Here is a 16498-nt window from a genome sequence, read left to right as displayed (position 1 = left end):
GTCGCCATAAATGGCGCCCCTACAAAGGATTGGTGCGGTTTTTGTAGGGTGCGCATTCATGCGCACCTGGTCGTCATAAATGGCGACGGGATTGAGCGGTTGCCGTCCTTACAACGGCCATCGCGGACTTCAGATAGGATCAGTCTTCACCCTTTTCCCTATATCCTTCAGTTGGGAATATTTCTCCAGCAGTTGGGGCGCATCATCCAGGCTCATCGCGAACATCCAGAGATAAGTCATGACAGAATAAATATGGCCGGCATCGGTTCCACCGCGTAAAGCCATAGTGAAAATGGTCATGGCAAACAATACAGCGGTGACCGCGCCAATCGAAAGATATCCCATCGCTTCGCGATCTGACAGGCGAATACGCAGTCCCGCCAGCACCCGATAATGTCTGCTCAAAGATGCCACCGGTGCACTGCTGACAAAGCCCACTTCTTTTTCAAGTCGACCATTAAGCCGGAAAAATAGGGCCTCATTTTTATTGGTGTACCCTGGCAGAAAAAACGAAAAGAACACTAAAACGGCCAGGCAGGCGATGCCCGACCAGAATTCAATCGCCAGCAGCATCAACGCCGCCCCGGTGATAGAAGCCAGGGAAGTAATCAATACCGGCAGATGTTTTTCAAAGAAGTCGACGAACTCTCTTGAAAGCGCAACACGGGCGGCGACGGTTGAGTGACTGTGATTTTCCCGACGCTGGGCAACAATAACCGGCACAGCCAGTTCAGCATAAATTCGCGCGAAAGTGCGCGTATCAAGACTGCGCCTGGCGGCACCAATCACCCACATGGTAAAAACCATTAAGGCATAAAATACAGCATGCCATGCCTTACCGGCGACGATGGCATTGATGGCAAAACCAGCCAGCAATGGATAAAGCAGATAGGTCACGTTTTCGGCAATAACCAGCAATAAGGTAAAGAAAAGCTTTCTGTAATGACGGCGTCCAATGTTTTTAAGGGTATTAACCGCGCTGCCGGTGACGTTGACCGGTTCAATAATTTCATGCGTTTGCATAGGATCAATTTCTGTTAATATTAATTTGAGCGAATGCTCAAATTCTGATGGGAAGTCTATTTGAGCAACTGCTCAAAGTCAACGGAGCCGCAACATGAAAGAGACGAAGGAAGCGCTGAAAGCCCGCATATTGGATGGCGCTGCCGCGCTATTCATAGAGAAAGGTATCGAGAACGTTGCAACGCGCGAACTCACCGAAAGGCTCTCAATCTCCCGTAGCCATATTTACTATTATTTCAGCGACTGGCAGACGCTATGCATCGAAGCCCTGACAAGGTATTTGCAGAACGAACTGGATGATTTTTCACGATCCATTGAATCAACGTTACCTGCTGACAAACTGAATACTGCCATTGAAAACTATTTGCCGGATGCCCCGGACGCCGTCTGGCAGCTTTATGGTTCACTCTGGCAGATGGCGGGCCGCGATAAAGCCTTTGCTGAGCTGGCAGAGTTGTTTATTAACAAGTGGACCCAATTCATCACCGCCATCGTTGATGAAGGGATTGCCGAAGGTATTTACCGGCCTGTTGACAGCGCACGCTTTACACGCCAGCTCAGCGCCCTGCTTAACGGCTATGCCGACAGCCTGATGATCAGCCCTACTCCGGCAAAACATCGTGAAGCTGTTGAGGATATTCAGGCGTTTATTAGGCTTACGCTTTGAGGTGTTTTTAGGTGAGTGGATTGGCAGGTTAGCTATATGTCTGGTACCTGCCGCTCTGACTTATAAGCTAATTCCTCATCATCTTATTTCCTGTAAACAACACTAAATAATGGACTCATTATTTAGAAAATCCTGTCACTATTCTGATTAATCAAAAAACCCTTCACTAATTCTATTTCAGCAGCCACACTGTCAACCAAATTAATCAAGTATAAATAAATAATATGACATTGAGTGTGGCTTATATATGACCATGCTGCAATAAAACATAACATTAACGCATATAGCAAAAAAGTTTCATATTGCTGATGATTCATTACACGCGCTGAACATCATCAATACTGCTATGAATATGAGAAACGAGCAATGTACTCTAACTCAATATGGATCATGTTAGAAAAGTCGGTCAATATCATCGGGCTCATCTATATCAATGCACTGATGGCAAAATACATTGGCCCTGAAGACTTCGGTAAGATCAACATTTCAACTTCTCTATTTATATTTGTACAAACGCTGTCGTGGTTTGGTGGTCAGAACATCCTGTTTAAGCGCATGAGTGAAAATACTAAGTCAGGAATTGCGTTAGCGATGCACACGCAAAATCAACGGCGTATTTTCTTCCTGCTGTCATCAAGCTCAGTGTTGATCTATCTCTATTTTTTCACAGACATCATTGTTTTTTTATTTGGTGTGGCCAACGGTATTGCCACCTACTATATCGTGATGGACTTCTTTTCCATCTACAACAACACCCAGTTAAAATCAAAAATCAACACCATCACTAATGTGATTGGCTTATCTGTTGCCCTGGTGATTCGGTTCTATATCTCACACTTTAAACTGCCAGTGTACTACTTCACCCTGCCGATTATTCTCATTCCGCTGATACCTTACATCCTGCGTCTCCTCTATTTTAAATATACGACAAAAATAAATGATAATCGTAAGGGCGCCGGAATGTATAACCGGCATATGCTGTTTACCGGGGGGGCGCTGATTTTATCGAGCCTATCTGCGGACATCTACACGCAGATATCGAGTATTTTTTTGGCAAAAATCCTTTCTTACTCAAACCTGGGTGTTTATAGCGTCGCGTTAACCATAGGAGGTGCCTGGTCATTTATTGTACTGGCGTTAATAACAAGCTTCTTCTCAAAGATCTATAGCGAAAAAGATCAAGTCACCGTTGAAATGCTGCTGATTAAAATCAATCGTATTGTCATCCTGTTTTCGCTTATTGCATTAGGTGGATTCTACATTTTTGGTAATTACTTTATCCATTTGTTGTATGGCGATAAGTATATGGATTCGGTAAATATCATTCCCATTATTATCATTGGTACGATGTTCTCTGCATTAGGCACAATTTGCTATCGCTATATGATAAAAGAGTCCGGATACAGTTACCTGGCTAAAAAGATGTTTTTATGCTGTGTCTTAACCATACCGCTATCCTGGCTAATGATTAATTCTTACGGGATTAATGGGGCTGCATACTGTTTTTTGATCGTTGAGATTTTGTCTTGCACTTTACTCAATTACTTTTTCAGAAATAAAACAATCATCAAAATGCATCTTAACATTTTCAAACTGAGATAATTTTAATGAAAATGATAAAACACACAGTCAAATCCGCATTAAAAATCAGCGCTCACATGTACCCGGAATTTTGCGCGAAAACTCACTACTACATTAAGTTCAAGAAAAAGCTTAACTTAACCAACCCGATCAATTTCAATGAAAAAATTCAGTGGCTTAAATTCAATGAGCTAAATGATGACATTTATACATTGTGCGCAGATAAGTATAAGGTGCGGGAGTATATTAAATCGAAAGGATGTGGTGAAATACTTAACCAACTCTACGGCGTGTATGATGATCCGCAGGAAATAGACTACCGCGCATTACCCGATAAGTTTGCCCTCAAGTGTAACCATGGCGCAGGCTATAACATCATCTGCGACAACAAAGGTTCACTGGACATTGGACAAACCAACAAGCAACTCAATAAATGGTTAAAACAGGATTTCTCAAGCCATTTTATTGAACCCCAGTATAAGAAAATAGATCGCAAAATCTTATGCGAGAAATACATTGAGAATGAACGTGGAGGTTTTCCAGAAGATTACAAATTCTACTGTTTCAATGGAAAACCTTATGCGGTGATGGTTTGCATGGAGCGAGAAAAAGGCAAACCTAAATTCTATTATTTTGATATGAGCTGGAACCCGCTTCCCTTTGAAGATACTGTTGAATTAATCAATTCCAACAGTTATCCGAAAATGCCCGAAGGTTTTCATAAAATGAAAGAGTATGCGGTTAAACTGGCATCGGATTTTAAATTTGTCCGCGCTGATTTTTACCTTCTCAATGGTAACGTTATTTTTGGCGAATTGACCTTCACGCCGTCTGCAGGACTCGATGTTACATTGCAGGAAGCCGATGCTATTTTAGGCCACCAGCTAAAGTTGTAGTGTCGAAAGTGATTGATTTTCCTTCTATCGAAATAGGTGCGCATCAATGCGCACCCTTCAATCCTTCCTAGGATCGCCATTTATGGCGACCGATGAACTTGCCGTCCATCCCCTCCAGCCACAGCGTCTATACTGATATGCGTAAAGAAATAATCCGCAGATAACCGATAAAAGAATGGTTACTGATTTTTTAACTTATCTGACAACCCAGGTTGTTGGCTTAATAAAAGGGAAAGTAATGCCATTATTATTTGATGAGTTATCGGGTGCGCCAACTTGGGTGCCTGCTGTGTTACTTGTCACGCTCTCACTCGCAGTGGGTTTTCTGGCGCGATTTATCTTACTCAGGTTCATTCGCTACTGGCAGAATCGTGACAGAAAACTGTTCAAATCACTGGAAAAGCATCTGCGTGGCTCGATGTTTCTGTTCATACCTTTGCTGTTAATCAGTGCAGGGCTTAACTCTGTTAATATCCAGCCTGGATCCCTGAGTTTTATCACTACCACCGTTAATATATTTATTATTCTATCCTTCTGCTCTGTGATAATTCGATTGATTAATGTGGCGCAGGATATGCTTTTCATTCGCTATGACATCAATCTGTCGAATAACCTTCGCGCACGAAAAATTCGCACGCAGATAATGTATGTCAAAAAAGTCGCTATCGTCGTATTGGTGACGTTGTGTCTTTCACTGATTCTGCTTAGTTTCCCTGGCGTGCGAAAATTCGGCACCACCATCCTCGCCGGTGCTGGCGTTGCCGGTATCATCATTGGCTTTGCGCTGCAGAAGTCGCTGGTCAACTTGTTTGCCGGTATTCAGATCGCCTTTACGCAGCCAATAAAAATTGATGATGCCGTGGTGGTTGAAAATGAATGGGGCTGGATTGAAGAGATCAACCTAACTTATGTTGTTGTGCGTATCTGGGATCTGCGCCGTCTGGTTCTGCCCATTACCTACTTTACTGAAAATGCCTTCCAGAACTGGACGCGTAATAACGCCCAAATATTAGGCTCGGTATTTCTCTATCTCGATTACTCGATGCCGTTGGAGCCGCTGCGTAAACATTTTGAAAAAGTCCTTAGTGAAACCAAACTTTGGGATCAGCAAACTCAGGTGCTTCAGGTTACGGATACGACGGACAAAACCATGACTATACGTATGTTGATGACGGCACAAAACTCCCCCACAGCCTGGGATTTACGCTGTTATGTGCGCGAAAAGATGATTGAGTTTATTCAGCAAAATTATCCGCAGAGTCTTCCTCAGGTGCGCGCGACATTAACAGATGCCGGGGTTCGAGAGACGAATAGTTAAGTGTAAATCGGTCGCCATGAATGGCGCCCCTACAAAGGATTAGCGCGTTTTTCGTAGGGTGCGCATTCATGCGCACCTGCATATATAGGCAATTTATTGCTTAAGTGAGAGACAAGACAGGCATTACAGCCAAACATTAAGAGAAATCACGTTCTCCATCCCCCTATCGCTTCATTAAATTTTGAGATAGCTGTTATGAATGCTGGTATACCCGCCTTTTCAAAAACTGCCCACTAATTACCGCCAGCAAAATGCCGCCGACAATCAGCAGCGTACCGAGCACTTTACTGTGATCGAGGGATTCATGCAGGATCGCCACGCCCATCAGCAGCGCCAGTGCAGGGCTGAGCAGCGACCAGGGTAAGATCTGGCTGGCAGGATAGCGTTTCAATAAGCCGTACCACAGCGAATAGGCGAAGACCGACGAACCCAACGCGCTGTAAATCACGCCCAACCAGCCGCGCCAGCCCGCCTGCATCAGCAAGGTGAATTGATGTTGCTCGGTTAGCAAGGAGCTGATGCCGACCAGTGGAATGGCAAACAGCGATAACCAGCCGGTCATTGCCAGCGGCGCAATCGGCGGTAGACGTTTGATAATCACCGTGCTGCATGCCCAACCACAGGCGCTGATCAGCAGCCACATCATGCCTTGCCAGTTCGTGAGCGCCGGGCTGCCCGCCAGAATAATCACGCCAATAAACGCCACGCCCACGCCACAGATTTGCCGATAGCTAAGTCGCTCTTTGAGGCAAAACGCCGCTAATAGCATGGCGATTGGCGTACCCATCTGGATAAACACGGCGGTGGTGCCGGCATCGGCGGTTTGCATGCCGATCACCATCAAGCCGAAATGCACAAATCCGAAAGTGAAGGCCAGCATCAGCATGCCCGGTAACTGGCGACGCGTCAGGCGGTGAAACGGCAGCAGGATCGCCGCCACCAGCACGAAACGCAGCGTCAGCATAAATAGCGGCGGCAGTTCCATCAGGCCAAACTTCATGGCAATGACGTTGAACGCCCAACCGTTGACCACCAGCACCAAAATCAGTACATCGCGTAGCGGTACCGCTTTCACGCGCGCAACCGCGTTGGGGTTTGCAGATGATAGTCGTGGTCCAGCTGGAAACGGCGCGCCAGTGCCAGCAATTGACGTTCGGCACCGTCGCGCCCAATCAGCTGCATACCAATCGGCATGCCGTCGCGATCAAATCCGGCGGGATGGCTGATGGCCGGTAACGCCGACAAACTCGCCAGCGCGTTGTAGCGCATATTGCCAGTCAGCACGCTCTCTTCGCGGTCGCCCATCTGAATCGCTTCCAGCCCTTTATGCGGCGCAGTAAACGGCAGCGTCGGCACCAGAATCACATCCACCTGATTAAGGTGTTGCAGCATCTGCATACGTAAACCGGTGCGGAAGCGCTGCGCCTGCAGATACTCCACCGCGCTGATGCCTAAACCGGCCTGCAGCAGTTTGCGCACGTCCGCGCCATACTCTTCTGGTCGCTCTGCCAGCCACGCCGCATGCAGCGATGCCGGTTCGGCGAGGTTGATCAGTACCAACGCGTTAACCGCCTGATCGAGCCCGGTGAAACTCAGCGTCTGGCATCGCGCACCTGCCGCGCTGAACCACTGCACCATTTGGTCGTAAGCGCTGGCAACGTCCGGCTGCACCTGCTGATGCACTTCAGGCAGCAGACCGATGCGCAAGCCAGCCAATTCCGGCAAGGCACTCAGTTTTCCTGCCTGGCCATCAAGCACATCAAACAGCACTTCGCACTCTTCGGCATAGCGCGACAGCGGCCCAACGGTATCAAGGCTGGAGGCCAGCGGGAAAATGCCTTCGGTGGAAAGCCGTCCCACGCCAGGCCGTAATCCGGTGATGCCATTCATGGAGGCCGGTAAGCGAATCGATCCTCCGGTATCGGTACCGAGCGAGGCCAGCGCGCTGCGCACTGATGCCGCTACGCCCGAGCCGCCGCTCGATCCAGCGGGAATGCGCGTGTCATCCCACGGATTGCTACTGGCGCCATAGTGGGGATTATTAGTGGTGCCGCCCCACGCAAACTCATGCATGTTGGTGCTGCCGATAATCAGCGCACCGGCCTGCTTCAAACGCTGTACTACCCGGGCATCACGGGTGGCGATGTTGCCGCTGAGGATTTGGCTACCGGCATGCATCTCTTCCCCGGCCAGATCGATGTTGGCCTTAATGGCGATCGGCATGCCGTGCAACGGCCCAAGATCGTAGCCCTGCTCCAGCAGGCGCTGGCTGGCTTTGGCGGTTTGACGTACCTGTGAAACATACACTTGGTTAAACGCATTAAGATCGTGCGTGGCTTCTCCGCGCGCCAGGCAGGCTTCAACCAGATCCGGCACGCTGGTTTGCCGTGTGCGCAGCTGCTGCGCCAGCATCAGCATTGAGGCATCAATGAATTCACTCATGCGGCAACTCCAGCGGCGGTTGCAAGGCCGAAACCCAGGCGGTCGCCGGTAATAAGGTCGGCGGGAAATGCGTGGCAGCAAAGACGCTGACGCCCGCCGCACGCGCCTCACAATCGCTGAGTAAAGGCAGTAACTCGTCAGCATCGGCCGCGCAGTGGCGCTGAATCAGCGCCAGACGCAGTGCAATCGGGTCGATCATGGCGGCTCCTTATTTATCACCCATCGCATCCACCGCCGCTTTGGCTTTGGTTGCCAGCTCGACGTTGACGTTGTTTTGATAAGAGGTGGCTTCCGACGGATAGGCTTTGATGTTTTTGGCGTACAGCGCGATGTTCATGTTGTTGTCCCACGCCTTCTGCGACACCAGCACATTCTCCGGATAGCCTTTGGCATCAATCTCACGCTGCACTGCTTTCTTCACCACCGCTTCCGGCAGCGCCGGGAAGTATTTGCGGGCGATCTGCACCGACTCTTCCTGATGCTTATAGATGAAGCGCGATGCCTGCTCGAATGCCGTCACCACCGCCTGCGCCGCCTGCGGATTTTTGTCGATGTACTGCTGCGTGGTGGTCAGGCTGGAGAAAGCAAACGGATACCAGGATTGCGCCGCCGAGAACGAATACACCACGTGCAAACCGTTCTGTTGCTCAGCCATGGTCACCTGCGGTTCCGCTGCCAGTGCGTAATCCGCTCGCCCCGCCGCCACCGCTGGAATTTCATTACCGATCGCCACATGCACCAGCTTCACGTCTTTCAGGTCGTTTTGTTTGATCAGATAACTCATGAACGCCCATGTAGTATCGGGCTGCGGGCTGGTCACTACGCGTTTACCCGACAGCAGCGATAAGTTGTCCTGCAGTGAAGCCGCTTCTTTGCCGAAGACAAAGATGGTTGGCGCGTTCTGCACGCCCGCCACCACCACGCCTTTGCCGCCGTTTTCACGGGTTTTCGGCACAAACACCGGATCCTGAATCGAGAAATCCGCCGAGCCGCCAATCACCGCCGCCCAGGATTGCGCCCCGCCGCCGCCGGTGCTGATTTTTACCTCAACGCCCTGCTGTTTGAAAAAGCCCTGCTCCTGCGCCACGTACAGCGGCAGATAGAGCAGCGACTGGAAAGCCTGATTAATGCGTACCGGGGTGTCGGCAGCCAGCACCGTATGCACACTGACCAATGAAGCTAAAGAAACTGCGGCAGAGATCGTAGCGAAGCGAAATGTTTTCATGATTATTTCCTGTCCCAGGAGAGAATGAGGCGTTCAAGAAAAGCCACCAGCGCGTTAAAACAGAGCATCATCAGCATGACCAGCACGATGCCAGCCAGCACAATGTTCATACCGAAGTTGGAGCTGCCGAGCAGGATCATGTGTCCAACGCCCGCATCGGAAGAGATGTATTCGCCAACGATGGCGCCGACCAGCGCAAAACCGACGTTGAGGCGTAAACCGGACAGCACCCACAGCATCGCCGACGGCACCACCAGCTTGAAGAAAATGGTGCCGCGTCCGGCGTTGAAGGAGCGCAGCAGATTAATCAGATCGGGATCGGTGCGCATCGCGCCTTTATAAGAGGTGGTCAGCGATACCACCACGCAGGAGAACGCCACGATCACCACTTTTGAAAGCATCTCAGTGCCGAACCAGATGATGGTCATCGGCGCAATCGCCAGCACCGGAATCGAACCAATAGCGGCAATAAAAGGTGCTGCTAAATCCGAGATAAAGCGCGAGTACCACAGCAGCAGACCGAGAATCGATCCACCAATTGCGCCGACCGCAAAGCCAACCAGCGTTTCCAACGCCGTCACGCGGATGTCGGTGAGCATTTCCCCGCTGTTGAAACGCTGTACCAGTACCTCCCACACCTGCGACGGGCTGGAAAACAGAAACGCATTGATATTGCCGCTGCGCACACCAAGTTCCCAGCCGCCGAGCAGCACCACCACAATTGCGATCTGCAACACCAGCAACGTATAACGACGCGCGTTAGCCGAGCGGAAGAAGGTTTCGCGTGTGCTGCGGTTGGCGGTCGAAGCGACCGTTGGGCGCGTAGACACCGTATTCATCACCATGACATCCTCTCGTTAGTTAACCGGCTCGGGCTGGGTGCCGATGCTGCGCCAGATGCGCTCGTAATATTCGTTGAAGCGCGGCGCTAAGCGGCGCTCGGGAATCGATAGGCTGTCGGTACCGAGATCGACCTCAATCTCCTGCACAATTTCACCCGGACGCGCTTTCATCACGTAAACGCGATCCGACATCGTTACCGCCTCTTCGATATCGTGGGTGATGAAAATCACCGTCTTGTGCTGCTGTTTCACCACGCTGAGCAGCTCGCTTTCCAGCGCGATTTTTAGCGGGTAATCCAGCGCTTTGTAGGCTTCATCCATCAGAATGATTTCCGGGTTGGTCACCATGGTGCGCATCAACGCCACGCGCTGGCGCATACCGCCGGACAGCTGTGAAGGATACTTCTGTTCGTAGCCGCTCATTTTGTAGAGCTCGAACAGTTCACGCGCTCGGGCACGCGCTTCGGCTTTTGGCGTGCCACGCACTTCAAGGCCGAGAATCACGTTGTCGATCACCGTGCGCCACGGGAACAGCAGATCCTTTTGCAGCACATAACCAAGTTCCGCCGATGGCGTGCCGGTAGTTTCACGGTTTTTCAGCAGAATACTGCCGCTGTCGGGCATCAACAGGCCGGTGATAATGTTGAACAGCGTCGATTTACCGCAGCCGCTCGGCCCCACAAATGAGACAAATTCGTTGCGATTGGCGTGGAAGTTGAGGTTGCGTAGCACCGTGACTTCGCCGCCTGGCGTGGGATAACTTTTATGGATGCCTGCGGCTTCCAGAACCTTACTCATGGCTTTCCCCCAAAGGTCGCGCGTGGCGATTGTGAACCGTCAACGGCGAAGGCGGCGCCTGCACCGGGACGTAATCTTTCAGGAAGTGATAACCGAGATAATCGCTGCTGCGCGCACGAAGAATGGCGGATTGGATCTCCACGTTGGCGAGCGCCATACCTTCCGTGCTGCCGCTGTCGGCGATGATATTGCCGAGCGGATCAATGATGCGGCTGTGGCCGTGATAGTGCAGATTGCCATGCGTTCCGCACAGGTTGGATTCAATCATCCAGCACTGATTTTCCAGCGCGCGTACCCGGCCAAACAGCGTATAGCTGTCAACCATCGGATCGGCATCACCCGCGCTGCCATCACCGCCGTAACCCCACGCGGTGGGCATGATCATGACATCTGCGCCTTTTAACGCCAGTTCGCGGGTGCTTTCCGGGAACACTTTGTCGTAGCAAATCAGCATGCCGATGCGGCCGAGTGGCGTGTTAAACACCGGGAAGTCGCTACCAGGATAGTAAACGTGCTTTTCATCGCCCGGCTGATGTACTTTGCGGTACACACCGACCAAGCCTTGCGGCCCGAGCAGCACCGCGCTGTTAAACAGCACTTCGGCGCGTTCGGGATGGCGCTCGGTCATGCCAAATACCACATGCACGCCAAGTTGTGTCGCCTGCCGCTGCAACGCCAGCACACTTTCACCCTGCGGCACCACTTCGGCCTGCGCCATTTGCCACGCCACGGCTTCACCGTTCCAGTTGAGCGTGTCCGGCAAATAGCCTTGCAGGATCTGCTCTGGAAAGACCACCAGGTCGGCACCTTCCTGTGCGGCGTGCTCCATCCAGGCAAGCAGGTTATTGAGATTGCGCGCTTTGTCGTAAAACGCAGCTAAGGTGACGCTGGCAATGGTGATGGCGGACATGGCAACAGCTCCCAGAAGTTTTTTTCTAAACTGCTACTTAACTCACACCAAGACCAATACATTTTTCTTATAGGAAATTTTTTATCATATGTGAGAAAGTACTTTTCACGTTACTCGTGGAAGAGAGTCAGCATTATGAAAACCACCCGACAGCATGAAGCCTCCGGGCTGGGCGCAGCCACCACCGGCGAGCAGGATTTTGGTATGCGCATCAAGACAATACGTCAGGCGCGCGAGCTGACGCTGGAGCAGGTTGCCGAGTTAAGCAGCGTGTCGATCTCCACGTTGTCGAAGATTGAAAAAGGCCAGGTTTCAGCGTCGTTCGATACCATCGCTAAGATCGCCAGCGCCTTTGATTACTCGCTGGCCGAGCTGTTTGCCGAGGAATTGCCCAATCAACCCTTAACCAGCGGCGCGATGCAGGGACGACGCACTTACACGCTGGCAGGTAAAGGCATTGCGTTTACCAATCCGTGGTTTCGCTATGAAGTGCACGCCGCCGAATTGCTGGTGAAGGGCATGATTCCGGTGGTGATGGATATCGAAACTCAGCAGCTGCCGCCACCTGAAGCCTGGTCGCAGCATGCGGGTGAAGAGTTTATCTACGTGCTGAGCGGTGAGGTGATGCTGCATACGCAACTCTATGCGCCGCTGCGTCTGGCGAAAGGCGACAGCGCCTATATCGACAGCACCATGCGCCATACTTTTGTGCGTCTGAGCGACGGGGCCGCCAGTTTGATTTCCATCTGCCAGACGGAAAAGCTGGATATCGAGGATTTAGCGGGATTTTCGTAGGGTCGCCATTTATGGTGACCGGAAAACACCGTGACTGGCGTTTTCCAGTTTCGTGCGTACATTGAGAGGGTCGCCATAAATGGCGACCCTACAATGGTTTGGCGGGATTTTCGTAGGGTCGCCATTTATGGTGACCGAAAATCACCATGACTGGTGTTTTCCAGTTTCGTGCGTACATTGAGAGGGTCGCCATTAATGGCGACCCTACAATGGTTTGGCGGGATTTTCGTAGGGTCGCCGTTTATGGTGACCGAAAAATACCGTGGCTGGCATTTTCCAGTTTCGAGCGTACATTGAGAGGGTCGCCATTAATGGCGGCCCTACGATTTAAAAAGGAGCTTTTAACATGGCAGCAAAGGAACACCATTATCAGGTCACGGTGCGCTGGACCGGCAACCGTGGCAAAGGCACCGCATCTTACACCGCTTATGACCGCAATGCGGAGCTGATTGCCGCTGGCAAAGAGACGGTAGCGCTGAGCGCCGATCCCGCTTTTCGCGGTGATGCGGCGCGCTGGAATCCAGAAGAGTTACTGCTGGCTTCAGCCTCGGCTTGCCACAAATTGTGGTATTTGCACCTCTGTTCTGACGCCGGAATTGTGGTGGAAGCCTATGAAGATGCGGCGGAAGGAACAATGATTGAGGGCACGCGTGGCCGGTTTACCAACATCACGTTAAAACCGCGTATTGAATTGCGCGATCCGGCAGATGCGGAACGCGCACGTGAGTTACATCATCAGGCACATGAAGCCTGTTTCATCGCTAACTCGCTTAACTTCCCGGTGAACTGCGAACCCGAATTCGTGTGATTCAGGCCGCGCCGGCCAGTGACGGTTGCCACAAGCGCACGCCGTTGCGTCCGGCGCGTTTCACCTCATACAGCGCTTCATCGGCATGCCGCAACCAGTGACGAATCGACTCCGCATTTGCTGCCGATGCAATACCAATACTCACCGAACAACGAAACTCTGCCGACGCCGGTAAGCGCACCTGGGCGATCTTTTCCTGCAAACGTTGGGCCAGCGCCACCACCGATTCATCGCTGGCATGATGCACAATTACGCCCAGCTCATCGCCGCCAAAACGCGCCGGAATATCCTGCAATCCCACATGATTTCGCAGCAACGCCGAGATTTCTGCCAGCAGGAAATCCCCCGCTTCATGGCCCCAGGTATCGTTTACCGTTTTGAAATAATCGAGATCCATCAGCAGCAAATAACCGGCGCTGTCACCACGACGCGTGCTGAGAAATTCGCTCTCCAAACGGCGTTCAAACAGGCGACGATTGGGGATTTCCAGGCCGGGATCCATCAGCGCAATGCGCTCCAGCTCGCGGTTACGCTTGCGCAATTGCCAGGTGAGATTGTAGGACGTGACGCTGAGCACCAGCATGTAGCAAGTCGCGAGCGGCAAGGTCAGCCAAACGGTTTGTGTGCTGAACGTCAGGTTTACGCCAGCGCCATCCATTAGCCATACCATGACAAAACCGCAGAGAAATGCCTGCATCGCTGCGATCAGCTGCGCGGCACCGCCGGCGGCATAACGATCTGAGGCCAGCACCGCCATGATGACAAACGAAGGCAGCGGACTCAGCGCCATCAGCGCCACCCAAATGCCACCAAAGGCGGCGTCGAGGGTTAAATTATGCCGTTCGGTGGTGGTGGAATCTTCGGCCCGCAACGCGCGATGATACGCCAGCCACGGCCAGAGAAACGCATTCACAAATAACAGGGCGCTAAACGCCACGCCACGATCCATCTCCATCAGTACCGAGAGGATCGGGAAAAAACATAAAATCGTGCCGAGCTGACGCATGATAAACATGCGACGGACGAAGCGTTGGGAACGCCGCTTCAAGTGACTATCGTCAGGTGAGTAGTAGTTCATGCACGGGAAGTATCAGGACGACAAGAATTGCAGTTTAACGGGAAAAGTTATCAGTGGAGCGGAATATTTTGAGAATATTTACCTTGCACTTCTGCAACCGCACAAAAAAGTCGCGTGTAGCTCAAAAGAGAAACAGTGGAAGTCAATCTGACCGACTTCCACTGTAATTTTAGCGTACAGCACCCTGCAAGCGGAATTGCGCCACCAATCGTTCCAGCATCAGCGCCTGCTCTTCCAGCGAATTCGCTGAGTGCGAAGAGGCGCTAACCAGCGTGGCGTTCTGCTGCGTGGTGGTATCCAGCTCGCCCACCGCACGAGCAATTTGCTCAATGCCACGGCTTTGCTCATCCGATGCTGCTGAAATCTCTTCCATGATTTCATTCACGCGCGCAATGCTGCCGAGGATTTGATCCATGGTTTCACCGGCGCGCGCCACCTGCTGGTGACCATTGCTGATGCGTCCCACCGATTCACTGATCAACCGTTCGATGTCTTTTGCCGCACCGGCACTGCGCTGCGCCAGATTGCGCACTTCGCTGGCGACCACGGCGAAACCACGTCCCTGCTCACCGGCACGCGCCGCTTCCACCGCCGCGTTCAGCGCGAGGATATTAGTCTGGAAGGCGATGCTGTTAATCACGGCAGTGATATCGGCGATCTTTTTCGAGCTGTCAGAAATTTCGCCCATGGTGTTCACCACATCACGCACCGCGATGCCGCCTTTGTTGGCGTTGTGTGACGCTTCCGCCGCAATCTGACTTGCCTGACGTGCATTGGCGGCGTTGTTTTTCACCGTGGCGGTGAGCTGTTCCATGCTGGCAGCGGTTTCCACCACCGCCGCCGCTTGTTGTTCGGTGCGCGATGACAAATCGAGGTTGCCCTGATTAATCGCGCTGGCCGCCTGTGACACACTGCTAACGCTGCTCAGCACATCGCCGATCATGCTGCGCAGCCGTTCGTTCATGCGTCCCATCGCCGACGTCAGCTTGCCGAGTTCATCATGGCGATCGGTGGCAAATTGCGAACTGAGATCGCCGTTGGCGATGCGCTCTGCCAGTTCCAGGTTATGGAATACCGGACGCGTGATTTGACGAATGATGTACCACGCCACCAGCACGCCGAACAGGATCGCCAGACCACCAATCAGCAGTGAGATTGCCGCCGATCCATTGGCCAGTTCATCGTTGCGCGCTTTGACGATGGTAATGATCTGTTTAATCGCCGCACTGCTTTTATCGCCCGCCACTTTGACGGTATCTTCCGCCGCACGCAGCTGACCATAGGCATCCGCCGCTTGCAGGCTGAGGCTTTTGAATTTCTCAGTGTCCTGCCACAGCGAGGTAAATTCGCCCTGCTGTTCCGGCGGTAACTGCGCCAGCAGCCCTTTCATGCCCTGATCGGCCTGCTGGAAATGGTTCTCCAGTGTTTTACGCAGCGCATCGCTAACGTTAAAACGCAGCGCCCATGCTTCTTCACGCACATTGCTAATGGCGAAAAGCTGTTCGTAGATTTGGTTGGTGAGTTCAGGATTAGTAACCGGAGTGCGAATCAGTTGGGTGTAGCGCGAGGTCATGTCTTGCTGGCTTAAGGCATCAAGCTGCGCGCGCAGGCTATTGAGTTGCTGCGTGGCTTGCGTCATGGCGCCAATGCTGTTCTGGAAACTGGCGAGGTGCGTTCCCAGTTCATCCACCCGCGCTCTGGCGCCATCCGACCATGAAAGTTGTTTCGCTTCGCTGGTAAGCTGCTGCGCATGCGTTACGTAGTTCGCCATCACCTGGCCGGATTTATCATCGCCATACAGATATTTGAGGCGGTTAATTTTGGCCTGGAACACCTCAATGTTGATGTCATAAATCAGATTAGTTTTCTGATAGATGTCATGAATAGCGTTGAAGCGCTGCACGCTCAATCCGGTTGCCAGTGCCACTAACAACAGCACGATGCCGAATCCTGCCGACAGTTTACGCGTGATGCGCACATTACGTAATCGGGATACCAGCCCCATGTTCCCTGCTCCTGCGATTGTTGTTTTTGTAAAGTTTGTAAGGGAGTTATCGGAGCGGTGCGGGAAATGTTTATTCAGGATTGTGCAAAAAGTGATTGCAGGATGTGACG

Annotated in this window: 16 protein-coding genes; 6 read left to right on the top strand and 10 right to left on the bottom strand. The window is 51.9% G+C overall.

Going from position 1 to position 16498, the window contains the following annotated elements; genetic code table 11:
- Nucleotides 1-129: 129 nt before the first annotated feature.
- Entirely contained in the window at nt 130-1023 is an 894-nt protein-coding gene (locus tag BM323_RS20840) for an ABC transporter six-transmembrane domain-containing protein (protein ID WP_008109092.1), read from the bottom strand.
- 94 nt (nt 1024-1117) lie between these two features.
- On the opposite strand from BM323_RS20840, the gene BM323_RS20835 reads away from it, so the two are divergent.
- The 4 genes from BM323_RS20835 (at nt 1118) to BM323_RS20820 (ending at nt 5485) form a co-directional block, all read left to right on the top strand.
- Nucleotides 1118-1690, top strand: coding sequence for a TetR/AcrR family transcriptional regulator (locus BM323_RS20835; protein ID WP_008109094.1), 573 nt, complete (start codon nt 1118-1120; stop codon nt 1688-1690).
- 366 nt (nt 1691-2056) lie between these two features.
- Nucleotides 2057-3292 carry an oligosaccharide flippase family protein gene (locus BM323_RS20830; RefSeq protein ID WP_091004276.1) on the top strand — a complete coding sequence of 412 codons (1236 nt, stop codon included), beginning with the start codon at nt 2057-2059 and terminating at the stop codon, nt 3290-3292.
- Nucleotides 3293-3297: 5 nt separating this feature from the next.
- Nucleotides 3298-4167 (top strand): ATP-grasp fold amidoligase family protein, encoded by an 870-nt coding sequence (locus BM323_RS20825; RefSeq protein ID WP_091004273.1) that lies wholly within the window; start codon nt 3298-3300, stop codon nt 4165-4167.
- A 238-nt stretch (nt 4168-4405) separates the two neighbouring features.
- Nucleotides 4406-5485 (top strand): mechanosensitive ion channel family protein, encoded by a 1080-nt coding sequence (locus BM323_RS20820; RefSeq protein WP_008109099.1) that lies wholly within the window; start codon nt 4406-4408, stop codon nt 5483-5485.
- A gap of 193 nt (nt 5486-5678) precedes the next feature.
- Here the strand turns inward: BM323_RS20820 and BM323_RS20815 are convergent, their stop codons facing one another.
- Genes BM323_RS20815 through BM323_RS20785 form a run of 7 tightly spaced genes read right to left on the bottom strand, consistent with a single transcriptional unit; the run spans nt 5679 to nt 11702 of the window.
- Nucleotides 5679-6560 (bottom strand): DMT family transporter, encoded by an 882-nt coding sequence (locus BM323_RS20815; protein ID WP_008109101.1) that lies wholly within the window; start codon nt 6558-6560, stop codon nt 5679-5681.
- Nucleotides 6557-7927 carry an amidase gene (locus BM323_RS20810; RefSeq protein WP_008109103.1) on the bottom strand — a complete coding sequence of 457 codons (1371 nt, stop codon included), beginning with the start codon at nt 7925-7927 and terminating at the stop codon, nt 6557-6559. Before BM323_RS20810 ends, BM323_RS20815 begins: the two co-directional genes overlap by 4 nt.
- On the bottom strand, nt 7920-8126 hold the full coding sequence (locus BM323_RS20805) for a hypothetical protein (RefSeq protein WP_008109105.1): 207 nt from the start codon (nt 8124-8126) through the stop codon (nt 7920-7922). The genes BM323_RS20810 and BM323_RS20805 overlap by 8 nt, the downstream gene beginning before the upstream one ends.
- A 9-nt stretch (nt 8127-8135) precedes the next feature.
- Nucleotides 8136-9152, bottom strand: a complete 1017-nt coding sequence (locus BM323_RS20800) for an ABC transporter substrate-binding protein (RefSeq protein WP_008109108.1) — start codon at nt 9150-9152, stop codon at nt 8136-8138.
- 2 nt (nt 9153-9154) lie between these two features.
- Entirely contained in the window at nt 9155-9991 is an 837-nt protein-coding gene (locus BM323_RS20795) for an ABC transporter permease (protein ID WP_238541748.1), read from the bottom strand.
- 18 nt (nt 9992-10009) lie between these two features.
- A complete protein-coding gene (locus BM323_RS20790; RefSeq protein ID WP_008109111.1) occupies nt 10010-10792 on the bottom strand; it encodes an ABC transporter ATP-binding protein in 783 nt (260 codons plus the stop codon).
- Nucleotides 10785-11702, bottom strand: a complete 918-nt coding sequence (locus tag BM323_RS20785) for a carbon-nitrogen hydrolase family protein (protein WP_008109114.1) — start codon at nt 11700-11702, stop codon at nt 10785-10787. The genes BM323_RS20790 and BM323_RS20785 overlap by 8 nt, the downstream gene beginning before the upstream one ends.
- 135 nt (nt 11703-11837) lie before the next feature.
- Here BM323_RS20785 and BM323_RS20780 point away from each other — a divergent pair, with 135 nt between their 5' ends.
- Together BM323_RS20780 and BM323_RS20775 are read left to right on the top strand one after the other, a co-directional pair.
- Nucleotides 11838-12497: a helix-turn-helix domain-containing protein gene (locus BM323_RS20780; protein WP_008109115.1), complete on the top strand. Its 660-nt coding sequence runs from the start codon at nt 11838-11840 to the stop codon at nt 12495-12497.
- Between the two features lie 346 nt (nt 12498-12843).
- On the top strand, nt 12844-13305 hold the full coding sequence (locus BM323_RS20775) for an OsmC family protein (protein ID WP_008109117.1): 462 nt from the start codon (nt 12844-12846) through the stop codon (nt 13303-13305).
- Nucleotide 13306: 1 nt separating this feature from the next.
- Here the strand turns inward: BM323_RS20775 and BM323_RS20770 are convergent, their stop codons facing one another.
- Both BM323_RS20770 and BM323_RS20765 read right to left on the bottom strand, forming a co-directional pair.
- Entirely contained in the window at nt 13307-14383 is a 1077-nt protein-coding gene (locus BM323_RS20770; RefSeq protein ID WP_008109120.1) for a diguanylate cyclase, read from the bottom strand.
- A gap of 169 nt (nt 14384-14552) precedes the next feature.
- Nucleotides 14553-16388 carry a methyl-accepting chemotaxis protein gene (locus tag BM323_RS20765; RefSeq protein ID WP_008109123.1) on the bottom strand — a complete coding sequence of 612 codons (1836 nt, stop codon included), beginning with the start codon at nt 16386-16388 and terminating at the stop codon, nt 14553-14555.
- Between the last annotated feature and the right edge of the window lie 110 nt (nt 16389-16498).

Source organism: Pantoea sp. YR525 (assembly GCF_900116775.1).
In the GTDB taxonomy this organism is placed as follows: domain Bacteria; phylum Pseudomonadota; class Gammaproteobacteria; order Enterobacterales; family Enterobacteriaceae; genus Pantoea; species Pantoea symbiotica.
This window is presented reverse-complemented; position numbering and strand designations above follow the sequence as displayed.

Coding starts and splice junctions, on each gene's coding strand:
- BM323_RS20840 (WP_008109092.1), bottom strand. CDS start 1,023: ATGCAAACGCATGAAATTATTGAACCGGTCAACGTCACCGGCAGCGCG.
- BM323_RS20835 (WP_008109094.1), top strand. CDS start 1,118: ATGAAAGAGACGAAGGAAGCGCTGAAAGCCCGCATATTGGATGGCGCT.
- BM323_RS20830 (WP_091004276.1), top strand. CDS start 2,057: ATGTACTCTAACTCAATATGGATCATGTTAGAAAAGTCGGTCAATATC.
- BM323_RS20825 (WP_091004273.1), top strand. CDS start 3,298: ATGAAAATGATAAAACACACAGTCAAATCCGCATTAAAAATCAGCGCT.
- BM323_RS20820 (WP_008109099.1), top strand. CDS start 4,406: ATGCCATTATTATTTGATGAGTTATCGGGTGCGCCAACTTGGGTGCCT.
- BM323_RS20810 (WP_008109103.1), bottom strand. CDS start 7,927: ATGAGTGAATTCATTGATGCCTCAATGCTGATGCTGGCGCAGCAGCTG.
- BM323_RS20805 (WP_008109105.1), bottom strand. CDS start 8,126: ATGATCGACCCGATTGCACTGCGTCTGGCGCTGATTCAGCGCCACTGC.
- BM323_RS20800 (WP_008109108.1), bottom strand. CDS start 9,152: ATGAAAACATTTCGCTTCGCTACGATCTCTGCCGCAGTTTCTTTAGCT.
- BM323_RS20795 (WP_238541748.1), bottom strand. CDS start 9,991: ATGAATACGGTGTCTACGCGCCCAACGGTCGCTTCGACCGCCAACCGC.
- BM323_RS20790 (WP_008109111.1), bottom strand. CDS start 10,792: ATGAGTAAGGTTCTGGAAGCCGCAGGCATCCATAAAAGTTATCCCACG.
- BM323_RS20785 (WP_008109114.1), bottom strand. CDS start 11,702: ATGTCCGCCATCACCATTGCCAGCGTCACCTTAGCTGCGTTTTACGAC.
- BM323_RS20780 (WP_008109115.1), top strand. CDS start 11,838: ATGAAAACCACCCGACAGCATGAAGCCTCCGGGCTGGGCGCAGCCACC.
- BM323_RS20775 (WP_008109117.1), top strand. CDS start 12,844: ATGGCAGCAAAGGAACACCATTATCAGGTCACGGTGCGCTGGACCGGC.
- BM323_RS20770 (WP_008109120.1), bottom strand. CDS start 14,383: ATGAACTACTACTCACCTGACGATAGTCACTTGAAGCGGCGTTCCCAA.
- BM323_RS20765 (WP_008109123.1), bottom strand. CDS start 16,388: ATGGGGCTGGTATCCCGATTACGTAATGTGCGCATCACGCGTAAACTG.